12 protein-coding genes and 3 tRNA genes are annotated in these 13,891 nt (G+C 60.4%); all 15 read right to left on the bottom strand.

From position 1 onward, the window contains the following. Nucleotides 1–11 precede the first annotated feature (11 nt). The 15 genes from CKW20_RS06295 to truA all read right to left on the bottom strand — a co-directional run bounded on the left by CKW20_RS06295 (nt 12) and on the right by truA (nt 13,632). On the bottom strand, nt 12–2,435 hold the full coding sequence (locus CKW20_RS06295; RefSeq protein WP_095052139.1) for a TonB-dependent receptor: 2,424 nt from the start codon (nt 2,433–2,435) through the stop codon (nt 12–14). A gap of 67 nt (nt 2,436–2,502) precedes the next feature. Further along, nucleotides 2,503–3,447 carry a FecR domain-containing protein gene (locus CKW20_RS06290; protein WP_095052138.1) on the bottom strand — a complete coding sequence of 315 codons (945 nt, stop codon included), beginning with the start codon at nt 3,445–3,447 and terminating at the stop codon, nt 2,503–2,505. Then, entirely contained in the window at nt 3,444–3,953 is a 510-nt protein-coding gene (locus CKW20_RS06285; RefSeq protein WP_007905929.1) for a sigma-70 family RNA polymerase sigma factor, read from the bottom strand. The genes CKW20_RS06290 and CKW20_RS06285 overlap by 4 nt, the downstream gene beginning before the upstream one ends. Nucleotides 3,954–4,212: 259 nt before the next feature. Then, nucleotides 4,213–4,289, bottom strand: a tRNA-Asp gene (locus tag CKW20_RS06280). A gap of 92 nt (nt 4,290–4,381) precedes the next feature. Then, nucleotides 4,382–4,458, bottom strand: a tRNA-Asp gene (locus tag CKW20_RS06275). Between the two features lie 55 nt (nt 4,459–4,513). Continuing rightward, a tRNA-Val gene (locus tag CKW20_RS06270) sits at nt 4,514–4,589 on the bottom strand. Nucleotides 4,590–4,783: 194 nt separating this feature from the next. Then, complete coding sequence (locus CKW20_RS06265) at nt 4,784–5,560, bottom strand: SDR family oxidoreductase (protein ID WP_095052137.1); 777 nt, start codon at nt 5,558–5,560, stop codon at nt 4,784–4,786. Further along, nucleotides 5,557–6,768 (bottom strand): O-succinylhomoserine sulfhydrylase, encoded by a 1,212-nt coding sequence (locus CKW20_RS06260; protein ID WP_095052136.1) that lies wholly within the window; start codon nt 6,766–6,768, stop codon nt 5,557–5,559. The genes CKW20_RS06265 and CKW20_RS06260 overlap by 4 nt, the downstream gene beginning before the upstream one ends. A 79-nt stretch (nt 6,769–6,847) precedes the next feature. Next, nucleotides 6,848–8,353 (bottom strand): amidophosphoribosyltransferase, encoded by a 1,506-nt coding sequence (gene purF / locus CKW20_RS06255; protein WP_007905939.1) that lies wholly within the window; start codon nt 8,351–8,353, stop codon nt 6,848–6,850. A gap of 41 nt (nt 8,354–8,394) precedes the next feature. Further along, a complete protein-coding gene (locus tag CKW20_RS06250; protein ID WP_052965529.1) occupies nt 8,395–8,955 on the bottom strand; it encodes a CvpA family protein in 561 nt (186 codons plus the stop codon). 98 nt (nt 8,956–9,053) lie between these two features. Continuing rightward, the gene (locus tag CKW20_RS06245; RefSeq protein WP_095052135.1) at nt 9,054–9,719 is read right to left on the bottom strand and encodes an SPOR domain-containing protein; all 666 of its coding nucleotides are present in this window, start codon (nt 9,717–9,719) and stop codon (nt 9,054–9,056) included. Then, the gene (folC, locus tag CKW20_RS06240; protein WP_095052134.1) at nt 9,703–11,010 is read right to left on the bottom strand and encodes a bifunctional tetrahydrofolate synthase/dihydrofolate synthase; all 1,308 of its coding nucleotides are present in this window, start codon (nt 11,008–11,010) and stop codon (nt 9,703–9,705) included. The genes CKW20_RS06245 and folC overlap by 17 nt, the downstream gene beginning before the upstream one ends. Further along, nucleotides 11,007–11,927, bottom strand: a complete 921-nt coding sequence (gene accD, locus CKW20_RS06235; protein ID WP_038980081.1) for an acetyl-CoA carboxylase, carboxyltransferase subunit beta — start codon at nt 11,925–11,927, stop codon at nt 11,007–11,009. The genes folC and accD overlap by 4 nt, the downstream gene beginning before the upstream one ends. Before the next feature lie 193 nt (nt 11,928–12,120). Beyond that, nucleotides 12,121–12,744, bottom strand: a complete 624-nt coding sequence (locus tag CKW20_RS06230; RefSeq protein WP_095052133.1) for a phosphoribosylanthranilate isomerase — start codon at nt 12,742–12,744, stop codon at nt 12,121–12,123. 63 nt (nt 12,745–12,807) lie between these two features. Next, complete coding sequence (gene truA / locus CKW20_RS06225) at nt 12,808–13,632, bottom strand: tRNA pseudouridine(38-40) synthase TruA (RefSeq protein ID WP_095052132.1); 825 nt, start codon at nt 13,630–13,632, stop codon at nt 12,808–12,810. Nucleotides 13,633–13,891: the final 259 nt, after the last annotated feature.

Here is a 13,891-nt window from a genome sequence, read left to right as displayed (position 1 = left end):
CCTTCGCTGACTCAGAAGTCGACCGTCGCCGAAAGGAGGTAGGTGCGCGGGGTCGCGAGCGTCAAGCCAGGCTCGCTGTCATCCGAGGCCCCGGCCGAACTCCAGTAGCGTTTGTCCGCCACGTTCTCGACATTGGCACGCAGGGTGATGTTCTTTTCGTCGATCTTGAACGCGTAGCGTGCACCTACGTCGAAACGCTCCCAGGAGTCGATTTCCTTGTTGTTGGACTGATCCAGATACTGCGAGCTGGAATAGAGGCCGCGGCTGGTCAGGGTCAGGCCCTGTACGGTCGGCACATCCCACTCGGCGCCCAGGTTAACGTTGTATTTCGGCGTGGCAGGCGCCCGGTTGCCGTCGGAGGTGCCATTGGTGGTGTCGGTCAGCTCGCTGTCGATGTACATGACACCGCCGAGCAGTCGAAAACCTTTGAGCGGCTCACCGAACACACTCAGCTCCACGCCCGTATTCTCGCGCTTGCCGTTAGGGCCGAAAACTCGCGTCGTGGCGTTGGTCTCATAGGCCGGCTGCTTGATCCGGAACACCGCGGCGGTCACCGCGAACGCACCCGCGTCATACTTGGCACCGACCTCGACCTGTCGACTGATGAACGGCGGGAATATCTCGTCCTCGTTCACAGAGGTCGACGGCGCGATCTTGCCTTGGCTCAGGCCCTCCATGTAGTTGGCATACAGCGACAACTTATCGGTTGCCTTGAACAGGATGCCGCCCGACGGCGAAACCTTTTCCTCATCGTAAGCCGTGGCGCCTTTGACATCATCCGTCCAGTCGTCAACCTTCACGCGCTGCCAGCGGGCGCCGAGGGTCAACAGCAGTCGGTCATCGAAGAAACCCAAGGTGTCGGACAACGCCACGCCGCTGAAGCGGTTCTCGGTGTAGACCTTCGAATCGACTCGAGTGGGCCTGCCCGGTGTTGGCGTTTCCACGGGATCATAGAGATTACTGCGGGCCGCGGCATAACGGGCGCCACCATTTTCGAAATCCATGTAGAAATAGCTGGCGGCCAGGTTGACCTCATGGCTCACCGGGCCGGTATGAAACCAGTTGCGCACCCCTGCCGTGGCCGTCCGGACATTTTCGTCACGAGTGAAGTCACGCGGCTGAACACTGAAATCGCCGGCGTCGTTGGTGACCGCAACAGCATGCCGGAGGAAGTCGTGATTGCTTTTACGCGCGCCCACGCCGCCGTACAGCATGACCGAATCGCTGACATCGAATTCGCCGTTCACCATCCCGAACGTGTCGTTGGTACTCGCCTTGCTCCAGGGCTGCGCATAGTTGTCGCGCACATCGTTCGCATTCGGCACCTTGGCGTTGGCGCCGACCTGCACGCGCTCCTGCGGGGCATCGGTATCACGCTCGGTGCGCCCGATGTCCGTCGAGAGTCGCAGGCGTTCGCCGCGAAAATCCAGGCCCAGCACGGCCATCTCGCGGTCGACGCTCTGGTGATCCCATTCGGTGTCGCCGGATTGCTTCACGCCGTTGAAGCGAATACCGAACTTGTTGTCTTCACCAAAGCGCCGGCCGACATCCACGGCACCGCCGACCTGGTTGTCGGAAGCGTAGCTACCGGTAAACGAAGTGATGGGCTTGTCGGTCGCGCGCTTGGGCACCACGTTGATCCCGCCACCCACACTGCCCCGCGGCGAGATGCCGTTGATGAGCTGGCTCGGGCCTTTGATGATATCGACGCGGTCCGCCATCTCCATATCGATCGTGTAAGTCGGCAGGACGCCGTAGAGACCGTTGTAGGCGACATCACTGTTGAACAGGCTGAACCCGCGAATGGTGAACTGCTCATAGCGCCCACCCGCCGGGTTGGTGGCGCGAACCGAGGGATCACTGGCGATCAGGTCGCCCAAGGTACGAGCCTGCAGGTTTTTGACTGCCTCGCCGGTGTAGGTGGTCATGCTGAACGGCGTCTCCATAAAGTCTTGCGAGCCCAGCAAGCCTTGCGAACCGCGGCGCGCGACCTGGCCGCCGGCATACACCTCGCCGCCTGTTCCGCCCGTGGCACCGAGAATCGAAGTAGGGGCCAGTTGCAAGCTGCTGCCTTCTGGCGCCGGGGTCAGGATGTAGGCCTGTTCGCCCACCGGTTGCAGTTGCAGACCGGAACCCTGCAACAACCGGGCAAAGCCCTCCTCGACCGCGTATTCACCGGAAAGACCAGGGCTGGTGCGACCTCCCACCAGTGCCGGGTCGACCGAAAGATTGACGCCAGACAGACCGGCAAACCGGGTCAGCGCATCGCTCAGGCTGCCGGCAGGCACCTGATAATTGCGCCGGGCACTGTCTTCGGCCCAACTGGCAGTGATGAACAATGGACTGGCACTCAAGCCCAACAACAGGCTCAAGTGCAACAACGGACGCAGGCGGGAAGAAGCCGGGCGCGGACAGCAAGGTATTACTGCGGGCATTGATAGAGCTCTCTTGATTCGTTCACATGCCTTGAATGACAAGCGAGTCGAAAAAAGGGGACAGGCTTCACACACTATTTTTGCGCGGCAGTAACGTAACCCAATATCGCGTACGCGAATGCACCTCCAACGGCAGACTGGCCGCAAGCAACGCGAGGACGCGATCGGTATCGTCCAGACGGAAACTACCGGTGACACGCAACGCTTCAAGCTCCGGCTCCCAACGCAGCACACCCGGCCGATAAGTGCCGAGTTCGCGCAAGAAATCTCCCAGCGGCTGGTTGTTCGCCATCAGCACGCCTTCTCGCCAACCTGGCGCAAGCACATCGAATGGGCTGATCGGCCCGACACCAAGTGCTTGAAGACTGACTTGTTGACCACTGCGCAAAGCCAACGCCGGTCCCTGCAAGGGCTGCAATTGCACGGTGCCGTTGTACACCGACACGCGGCAACCGCGCGCCTCCTGACGAACACAGACTTCGCTTTGGCTGACGATGATCTGTCCAAACTTCGTTTGGATCATCAGCGGCGACGCGCCCGGCACCTTCAGCGACAGCTCGCCCTCAATCAGCTTCAAGCGCCGGCTCTGCAAATCCACATCGACGGCACTGGCGGTGTTGAGTTGCAAGGAGCTTCCATCAGCGAGCTGCACCTGTTTGCGCTCCCCGGTGGCCGTATGCAGATCGGCTCGCCAGACATCCAAGGGCAATTGTCGGCTAATCAGCCATGCCGCCGGCACCAACGCCACCGCACCCAACGCACGCTTGAGCACCACGCGCCGACCCGGCTCGGGACGATCCAGGCTTTTGAGCGCCAACGCTGAAGGCAGACTGGCAAACCGCTGACGCAAGGCTTGAGCCTTCTGCCAAGCCTGCTCGTGACTGACGCAACTGTCGCGCCAACGCTGCAGATTCGCACAATCCTGCTCACTGGCACTTCCAGATTCCAGTAAGGCGAGCCACTGCGCGGCAGTTCGCACCGCCTGACGAGCATCAGGCGCTGGACCGTTCACAGTTCCACCAACAGGCAATGCTCATAGGCTTGCGCCATGTAGCGTTTGATCGTGCGCTCCGATACTCGCAGGCGCTCGGCGATTTGCTGATAGTTCAAGCCTTCCAGCTGACTCCAGAGAAACGCCCTGCGCACTGCCGCGGGTAATCCATCGAGCAGTTCATCCAGCGCTTGCAGGGTTTCGAGCAACAACCAGCGCTGCTCGGGCGACGGCACACAGTCTTCCGGTAGCGCCGCCAGTGCCGTCAGATAAGCCTGCTCGAGGCTTCGACGCTTATAGAAATTACTCAGCAGGCGTTTGCCCACGGTCAGCAGATAGGCACGGGGCTCTTGCAGATCGGCAATTCGTTGAGAGCTGGCGAGTAAACGCAGGAACGTATCCTGACTGAGGTCCGCCGCATCACAGCCATTGCCCATGCGTCTTCTCAACCAGCCTTCCAGCCAGCCACGGTGATCGCGGTACAAATCGTGGAAGGTTTGCTCCTTCGGCATCGCTGCATCACTCATCTCAAGAAGCCCTGTGCCAAGGAGTTATCGTAAATGAGAGTGATTCTAATTAATGTCGGAGCGGTGAACCAAGTCCTTTATGCATCTGGCACACAGAAAGGTCTGATCGGGAGGGCAAGAGGGAAGAAAAGCCAAATCGCAGACACAAAAAACCCCGGTCTTTCGACCAGGGTCTTTGCTATCGACTCGAAACAGACACTGGCGTTACCAGCGGCTTGCTTCGTAGCTTCAAGGCGTTCAGTAGGCCTTGAGGCAGATATGGCGCAGCGGACGGGACTCGAACCCGCGACCCCCGGCGTGACAGGCCGGTATTCTAACCGACTGAACTACCGCTGCGTATCGCTTTGGACTTTCGCCCAAGTAACTCGTCTGATTGAAAACTCAGAAGCTTTTCAATCTCGAATCAGATAAATCTGACTCGGAAAATATGGCGCAGCGGACGGGACTCGAACCCGCGACCCCCGGCGTGACAGGCCGGTATTCTAACCGACTGAACTACCGCTGCGCGTCGGTGGAGGCTTTTAAAAGCTTCCATCTTGCTTTCGCAAGACTCTCGGAAGTGGTGGGTGATGACGGGATCGAACCGCCGACATTCTGCTTGTAAGGCAGACGCTCTCCCAGCTGAGCTAATCACCCGTTTGCATCTCCGAGGCCGCGAAATTTACGCAGGTACCGAAGCTAAGTCAATACCCTGCTTGAAGTTTTTCTGAAAAAGACAAAAAATTGTGTCATTCCGAACGAGGTCGACAACCGTCAGACCGCTTTCGCGAGCCTGCTCGCGAAGACGGCGGCACATTCAACATCAATGCTGGAGATGGCGCCCCGCCCTGTTATTCGCTGTAAATCATCTTCTTGGTCATGCCACCGTCCACCACGAACTCCTGGCCCGTGACGAACCCGGCGTTCTTCGACAGCAACCACGCCACCATCGCCGCCACGTCCTCGACTGTCCCCACCCTGCCCGCCGGGTGCTGGGCATGATCGGCGTCGGTCAGCGGTTCGGCACGGCGCACGGAAGGGTCGCGGGCATCGATCCAGCCGGGGCTGACCGCATTGACCCGGATCTCCGGGCCAAGGCTGATAGCCAGGGCGTGAGTCAGGGCCAGCAAACCGCCCTTGCTCGCGGCATACGCCTCGGTGTCGGGTTCCGACTGCCCGGCACGGGTCGAGGCCAGATTGACGATGGCGCCGTTGTGAGCGCGCAAGTACGGCGCACAGTGCTTGGCCAACAGCATCGGCCCGCCGAGATTCACCGCCAGCACCCGGTTCCAGTAGGCAAGATCGAGACTTTCCAGGGTGATGTTATGCGGATCGGCCACCGCCGCATTGCACACCAGCGCATCCAGACGCCCAAACTGCCCCAGCACCTCGGCCACGCCCAGTGCCACTTGCGCTTCACTCGCGACGTCCATGGCGATAAACCAGGCGTTGTCGCCCAGCACCTTCGCCACTTTCGAACCGCGCTCCCGATCCAGATCGGTCAGCACCACCTGCCAGCCTTCGCTGATCAGCCAGGCCGCAATCCCCAGACCGATGCCGCGCGCAGCACCGGTGACCAGTGCGACGCGGCCATGGGCGCCCGTGGCCGGCGTCGACAACTCAATCACAAGGCCGCCAACCCGCGCGTCAGATCGGCCTGCAGGTCTGCCACGTCTTCCAGACCGACCGCAATGCGGATCAGGCTGTCACGAATGCCCGCCGCTTCACGCTCTTGCGGCGCCAGACGGCCGTGAGAGGTGGTGCTCGGGTGCGTGATGGTGGTTTTGCTGTCGCCCAGGTTGGCCGTGATAGAGATCAGGCGCGTCGCATCGATAAAGCGCCAGGCGCCCTCTTTGCCGCCCTTGACCTCGAAACTCACGACCGCACCGAAGCCCTTCTGCTGACGTTGGGCCAGTTCGTGCTGTGGATGGCTCTTGAGACCGGCGTAATGGACTTTCTCGATGCCGTCCTGTTGCTCCAGCCACTCGGCCAGCTGCTGGGCATTGGCGCAATGCGCTTTCATGCGCAGGCTGAGTGTTTCCAGCCCCTTGAGGAAGATCCAGGCGTTGAACGGGCTAAGGGTCGGCCCGGCGGTACGCAGGAAACCGACGACTTCTTTCATTTGCTCGCTGCGACCGGCCACAACGCCGCCCATGCAACGGCCTTGGCCGTCGATGAACTTGGTCGCTGAATGCACAACGATGTCTGCGCCCAGCTTCAGCGGTTGCTGCAACGCAGGGGTGCAGAAGCAGTTGTCGACTACCAGCATCGTGCCCTTGGCGTGCGCGATTTCTGACAGCGCCTTGATATCCACTAGTTCGGCCAGCGGGTTGGACGGCGACTCGACGAACAATAACTTGGTGTTGGCCTTGATTGCCGCATCCCAGCCGGACAAGTCCGCCAGGGGCACGTAATCGACTTCGATGCCGAAGCGCTTGAAGTACTTTTCGAACAGGCTGATGGTCGAGCCGAACACGCTACGCGAGACCAGAACATGGTCCCCGGCGCTGCACAGGCTCATCACCACCGCCATGATCGCGGCCATGCCGGTCGCGGTGGCCACGGCTTGTTCGGCGCTTTCCAGCGCGGCAATACGCTCTTCGAACGCGCGCACGGTCGGGTTGGTGTAGCGCGAGTAAACGTTGCCCGGCACTTCGCCAGCAAAGCGCGCAGCCGCGTCGGCGGCGGTACGGAATACGTAGCTGGAAGTGAAGAACATCGGATCACCGTGTTCGCCTTCCGGCGTGCGGTGCTGACCGGCGCGTACGGCCAGGGTATCGAACGCTACGCCTTCGAGGTCGCTGTCCAGCCGACCGGCATCCCAATCCTGACTCATGCTGTCACTCCTTGCCCTGCTCTTGATATAGAGAGCTAATCAGTAGATACAAAACCGGCCCCTCAGGGCCGGTAGTTACTCAGTTGTTGTACAGATCGATGATCGCACTGACTGCCTGGGTCTTGACCTTGGAGGCATCGTTACGTGCCTGCTCGATCTTGTTCAGGTAAGCCTCGTCGACGTCACCGGTGACGTACTGGCCGTCGAACACCGCGCAATCGAATTTCTCGATCTTGATCTTGCCGCCACCGACCGCTTCGATCAAGTCAGGCAGGTCCTGATAGATCAACCAGTCGGCGCCGATCAGGTCGGCCACGTCCTGGGTCGAACGGTTGTGGGCGATCAACTCGTGAGCGCTTGGCATGTCAATGCCGTAGACGTTCGGGTAACGCACGGCCGGTGCCGCGGAGCAGAAATAAACGTTCTTGGCGCCGGCTTCGCGAGCCATCTGGATGATCTGCTTGCAGGTGGTGCCGCGAACAATGGAATCATCCACCAACATCACGTTCTTGCCGCGGAATTCCAGCTCGATGGCGTTGAGCTTCTGGCGTACGGACTTCTTCCGTGCAGCCTGACCCGGCATGATGAAGGTCCGGCCGATGTAGCGGTTCTTCACGAAGCCTTCGCGGAACTTGACGCCCAAGTGGTTCGCCAGCTCCAAGGCCGCGGTGCGGCTGGTATCCGGAATCGGGATGACCACGTCAATGTCGTGATCCGGACGCTCGCGCAGGATCTTCTCGGCAAGCTTCTCGCCCATGCGCAGGCGGGCCTTGTAGACCGAGACGCCGTCGATGATCGAGTCCGGACGCGCCAGGTAGACGTGTTCAAAAATGCACGGGGTCAGCGACGGGTTGGTCGCGCACTGACGGGTGTGCAGCTTGCCGTCTTCGGTGATGTAGACCGCTTCGCCCGGTGCCAGGTCGCGAATCAGGGTGAAACCGAGCACGTCCAGCGAAACGCTTTCGGAGGCGATCATGTACTCGACGCCTTCGTCAGTGTGACGCTGACCGAAAACGATCGGACGGATGCCGTGCGGATCGCGGAAACCGACGATGCCATAACCGGTCACCATCGCCACGACCGCGTAACCACCGACGCAACGGTTGTGCACGTCAGTGACGGCAGCGAACACGTCTTCTTCGGTCGGCTGCAACTTGCCGCGCTGGGCCAGCTCGTGTGCGAACACGTTGAGCAGCACTTCCGAATCGGAATTGGTGTTGACGTGGCGCAGGTCAGATTCGTAAATCTCCTTGGCCAGTTGTTCAACGTTGGTCAGGTTACCGTTGTGCGCCAAGGTGATGCCATACGGCGAGTTGACGTAAAACGGTTGAGCTTCGGCCGAGGTCGAACTGCCCGCTGTCGGGTAACGCACATGGCCAATGCCCATGTGACCGACCAGACGCTGCATGTGACGCTGATGGAACACGTCACGAACCAGGCCATTGTCCTTGCGCAGGAATAACCGGCCATCATGGCTGGTCACGATACCGGCAGCGTCCTGGCCGCGGTGCTGGAGGACGGTTAGCGCGTCATACAGCGCCTGATTGACGTTCGACTTACCGACGATACCGACGATGCCACACATGCGACGCAACCCCTACTTAATGGATCTGAACTGAACACAACTCACTGAGGCGTTTTGGCCGTCGGCAAGAGGTGCTCCTTGAACGGTATATCAGCGGGTACGCTGATTCCGCTGGCAAGCCACTGACTACTCCAACCCAGGATCAGGTTTTTGGACCAGTCTGCAACCAATAGAAATTTTGGCACGAGCTGTGACTCTTGCCACCACCCGTCCTGCTGTACCGGCCCCAGGCTCAACAGCCCGACCGCCACAACCACCAGCAACACGCCACGCGCAGCGCCGAAGGCCATGCCGAGGAATCGATCGGTCCCGGATAGCCCGGTGACGCGAACCAACTCGCCGATAAGATAATTGATCATTGCGCCTACGATTAAAGTGGCGACAAACATGATGGCACAGCCCGCGATCACGCGAGCCGACGGCGTTTCGATGTATCCGCCGAGGTACTCAGACAATGAACCACCGAACATCCAGGCAACGCCTCCTGCGATGATCCAGGTCAGCAGCGAGAGTGCTTCCTTGACGAAGCCGCGGCTCAGACTGATCAAAGCGGAGATGGCGACGATTGCAACGATCGCCCAGTCAACCCAGGTAAATGGCACAGTGCAGCCTACAGACAGATAAGGCGGCGCATTTTAGCAGAGCCCATGGCTGTCGGTAAGCTGAGATTATCAGTGCTTTTCAAATCGGGGCGATAGTTTTAACCGCGCTCAGGCTGAAAACGCACCACAAAACCTTTGAGATTCTGCTGACGGCTCAACAAGTCACGCAGACGATCAGCTTCCGCACGCTCGATCAGCGGCCCGACGAACACCCGATTTTTGCCATCGGCGGTGCGGATATAAGCGTTATAGCCTTGGCTGCGCAGGTTTTTTTGCAGGCTTTCAGCGCTTTCACGGCTCGACAGGCTAGCCAGTTGCACTGACCAGCTGACCGACAGACCATTGGCATCGACGCGACTTGGGGTGGTACTCGGTTTGGTCGGTGCAGCAGCGATTGGCTGGGCAGGTGCCGGTACAGGCTTGGCGACTGGCGCTGGAGGCGTGACCGGTTTGGCAGCCGGCGGCGCTGGTGGCGCTGCCACAGGAGCACTTGGCGCAATCGGTGTCGACGGCGCTTGCTGCTCGGCAATTTCGTCATCGCTTGGCACAGGCTCCTGCGGTAATGCCTGCGGTTCAGGCACCACTACCGGCTCGACCTGCACTTGCGGCACAGCTGGCGCTTGCGGTGCAGCCGGTGCGTCGACTCTCACCTGGCGCTGTTCGTCCTGACGGGAAAACAGCATCGGCAGGAAAATCACCGCCAGCGCCACCAGCACCAGGGCACCGACCATGCGCTGTTTGTACGCCTTATCCAGCAAAGCCATTTGCCGCTTCCTCCGTGGCGTGCCGGGCCAGCCATTCAAGGGCCTCGGCGACACAATAAAATGATCCGAACAACAGAATTTCATCGTCGCTCGTCGCCTGCGCGCACTGCCCTTCCAGGGCGGCGGCCACGCTGTCATAAGATGTCACCGAAGCGCCAAGGTTCTGCAACGCCGCGTGCAACTGCTCAACGGGCCGTGCCCGCGGCGAATCCAGCGGGGCGACAGCCCAATGCTGGACACTAGCATTCAATTCACCGACAACACCATCCAGATCCTTGTCCGCCAATAACCCGAACACCGCCAGACGCTTGCCGGCCGGCGGTCGACTGGCCAGACGACGGGCCAGGTATTCTGCCGCATGAGGGTTGTGGCCCACGTCCAGCAGCAGATTCAGACGCTTGCCCTGCCAGTCGAACTGACGGCGATCGAGACGACCGACCACGCGTGTCGCTTTCAGGGCTTCAATAATCTGTGCATCCACCCAAGGCAAACCAAGCAGCAGATACGCCTGCAATGCCAGTGCGGCGTTTTCCATTGGCAGATCGAGCAATGGCAGATCATGCAACTCGACTACACGCCCCTGAGCATCAAGGCCGCGCCATTGCCAGTTGTAATCGGTGATACCCAAGTCGAAATCGCGCCCACGCAGGAAAAACGGGCAATTGAGCTCGCGCGCCTTATCCAGCAGAGGTTGAGGGGGATTCAGATCGCCACAGAGCGCAGGCGCGCCTTGGCGGAAAATACCGGCCTTTTCGAAGGCCACGGATTCGCGGGTGTCGCCCAGGTAATCGGCATGATCGACACCAATGCTGGTCACCAGCGCGATATCGGCATCGACCACATTGACGGTATCCAGACGTCCGCCCAGACCGACCTCCAGCACCACCGCATCAAGCCCTGCCTGTTGAAACAGCCAGAACGCCGCCAGGGTGCCCATTTCGAAGTACGTCAGGGAAGTGTCGCCACGACCGGCCTCAACCGCAGCGAAGGCCTCGCACAGCTCGGCGTCAGTGGCTTCGAGACCATTGACCTGCACCCGCTCGTTGTAACGCAGCAGGTGCGGAGAATTGTAGACACCGACGTTCAGGCCCTGCGCCCGCAGCAACGAAGCCACGAACGCACAGGTAGAACCCTTGCCGTTGGTGCCGGTGACCGTGATCACCCGAGGCGCCGGCTTGCCCAGCCCCATGCGGGACGCTACCTGTTGCGAACGCTCCAGCCCCATGTCGATGGCCGAAGGATGCAACTGTTCAAGGTAGGCGAGCCACTCGCCAAGGGTGCGTTGGGTCATAGGTTGGCAGGCACCGGTGGAACCACGATTGGCTCGATCGGCGCGGCGACGAATTTTGGCGTCGGCAGGCCCATCATTTGTGCCAGCAGGTTACCCAGACGCGGACGCAGTTCCTGACGGTGAATGATCATGTCGATCGCGCCGTGCTCCAGCAGGAACTCACTGCGCTGGAAGCCTTCCGGCAGTTTTTCGCGAACGGTTTGTTCGATCACGCGCGGGCCGGCGAAACCGATCAGGGCTTTCGGCTCACCGACGATCACGTCGCCAAGCATCGCCAGACTGGCGGAAACACCGCCATAAACCGGGTCGGTCAGTACCGAGATGAACGGAATGCCTTCTTCACGCAGACGCGCCAGCACCGCGGAGGTCTTGGCCATTTGCATCAGGGAGATCAGCGCTTCCTGCATCCGCGCACCACCGGAGGCGGCGAAGCAGATCATCGGGCAGCGGTTTTCCAAGGCGTAGTTGGCGGCGCGCACGAAGCGCTCACCGACGATGGCACCCATCGAACCACCCATGAAGGAGAATTCGAAGGCCGATACCACGACCGGCATGCCCAGCAAGGTACCGCTCATGGAGATCAGCGCATCTTTTTCGCCGGTCTGCTTTTGCGCAGCGGTCAGGCGATCCTTGTACTTCTTGCCGTCGCGGAATTTCAGACGGTCAACCGGCTCCAGGTCCGCGCCCAGTTCGGCACGGCCGTCAGCGTCGAGGAAGATGTCGATGCGCGCGCGCGCGCCGATACGCATGTGGTGGTTGCACTTAGGGCAAACGTCCAGGGTCTTTTCCAGCTCTGGACGATACAGCACCGCCTCGCAAGACGGGCATTTGTGCCACAGACCTTCAGGCACCGAGCTCTTCTTGACCTCGGAACGCATGATCGAAGGGATCAGTTTGTCTACTAACCAGTTGCTCATGCTTTCTTTCTCCAGTACCGGCGGCCCGAACGCTCTGGTTCGCAGCCCCGCGTATGCCCTTGAGCTAAATTCATGTGTGGCGATGATCGGTGGATGGCCGGGTCAGCGAAACTGACCTTCGTACAACCCAAAAAATCCTCAGCCTCTTTTCTACCAAGCTGTGGACGGCGGCAGTCTGCCAGCCGTCACATCATCACAGGCTCCTGCGTACTGCTTTAATGAATGCCTGAATCTTTGCGTGATCCTTGATGCCCTTGCTCGCCTCTACTCCGCCACTGACGTCCACTGCGTAAGGCCGAACCCGCGCAATCGCCTCGGCGACGTTTTCCGGTGTCAAGCCGCCAGCCAGGATGATCGGCTTGCTCAGACCTTGCGGTATCAATGACCAATCAAAGGCTTCACCGGTTCCGCCGGGAATGCCCTCGACATAGGTGTCGAGCAAGATCCCGCTGGCACTGGCGTAGGCATCGCAACCGGCCGCAATGTCATCACCAGCCTTGACCCGCAACGCCTTGATGTAGGGCCGGCGCCAGCTTTCACAGTCGGCCGCGGTCTCGTCGCCATGGAACTGCAACAGGTCCAGCGGCACGGCATCGAGGATTTCCCCCAGCTCGCAGCGGCTGGCATTGACGAATAAACCCACGGTGGTCACGAACGGCGGCAAGGCCTTGATGATCGCCCTCGCCTGCTGGAACGTCACAGCCCGCGGGCTTTTGGCGTAGAACACAAATCCGATGGCATCGGCACCGGCCTCGACCGCCGCCAACGCATCCTCTATGCGGGTAATCCCACAAATTTTGCTGCGAACGGCTGACATGTCGATAGAACCTCAGGACAAATCCGGGAAAGTCCCGGATGGTAACAAAAGCGTTCGAGGGCGTCAGCCGTCAAGTTCCGAGAAGCCGGTGAGGAAGTGTGGGCCGATGTAACGCTCGGGCAGTTCGAACTCGTCGCGGTACTCGACTTGCACCAGGTACAGGCCGAACGGATGGGCCGTCACCCCGCCGGAACGACGCACACGACTTTCCAGGACTTCCTTCATCCACTCCACGGGACGCTCGCCGGCACCGATGGTCATCAGCACCCCGGCGATGTTGCGCACCATGTGGTGCAGGAACGCGCCGGCGCGGATATCCAGCACGATCATTTTGCCATGGCGGGTGACGCGCAGGTGATGCAACTCCTTGATCGGCGACTTGGCCTGGCACTGGCCGGCGCGGAATGCGCTGAAGTCGTGGGTGCCGACCAGATACCGAGCGGCCTCGGACATGCGCTCGACGTCCAGTGGACGGTGGTTCCAGGTGATTTCTTCGTTCAAGTGCGCCGGGCGGATCTGATCGTTGTAGATCACGTAACGATAACGACGGGCAATGGCTTTGAACCGCGCATGAAAATCCGCCGGCATGACTTTGGCCCAACTGACGCTGACGTCGTGCGGCAAATTGATGTTGGCGCCCATGACCCAGGCCTTCATCGAGCGCTCGACCTGGGTGTCGAAATGCACTACCTGCCCGCAAGCATGCACACCGGCGTCGGTGCGCCCGGCGCAATGCAGCGACACGGGTGAGTCGGCGACTTTGGACAAGGCCTTTTCGAGGGTTTCCTGCACCGTGGCCACACCAGAGGCCTGACGCTGCCAGCCGCGATAACGCGAACCTTTGTATTCAACGCCCAACGCGATCCGGAAAAAGCCGTCGGCCGCCATTTCGGCGGCCGGATTATCTATATTTGCCAAGGGGTGACAGCCTGCTGATCTACGCAAAGGCAGGCATTATAAGGCCGCCGGACCGGGATGCCAGTGCAACAGCCGACACGGTATTGAATATTGATCGTTCCCACGCTCCGCGTGGGAATGCCGCCAGGGACGCTCCGCGTCCCGTTTCTGAATGTGATGCAGAGCGTCACGGGATGCATTCCCAGGCAGGAGCGTGGGAACGATCTGTCGTCGGCCCAAACAAAAACGG

Origin of the sequence: Pseudomonas sp. Irchel s3b2, from assembly GCF_900187445.1 — a bacterium.
In the GTDB taxonomy this organism is placed as follows: domain Bacteria; phylum Pseudomonadota; class Gammaproteobacteria; order Pseudomonadales; family Pseudomonadaceae; genus Aquipseudomonas.
Note: the sequence above shows the minus strand (reverse complement) of the source record. Positions and strands in the feature narration are given on the sequence as shown.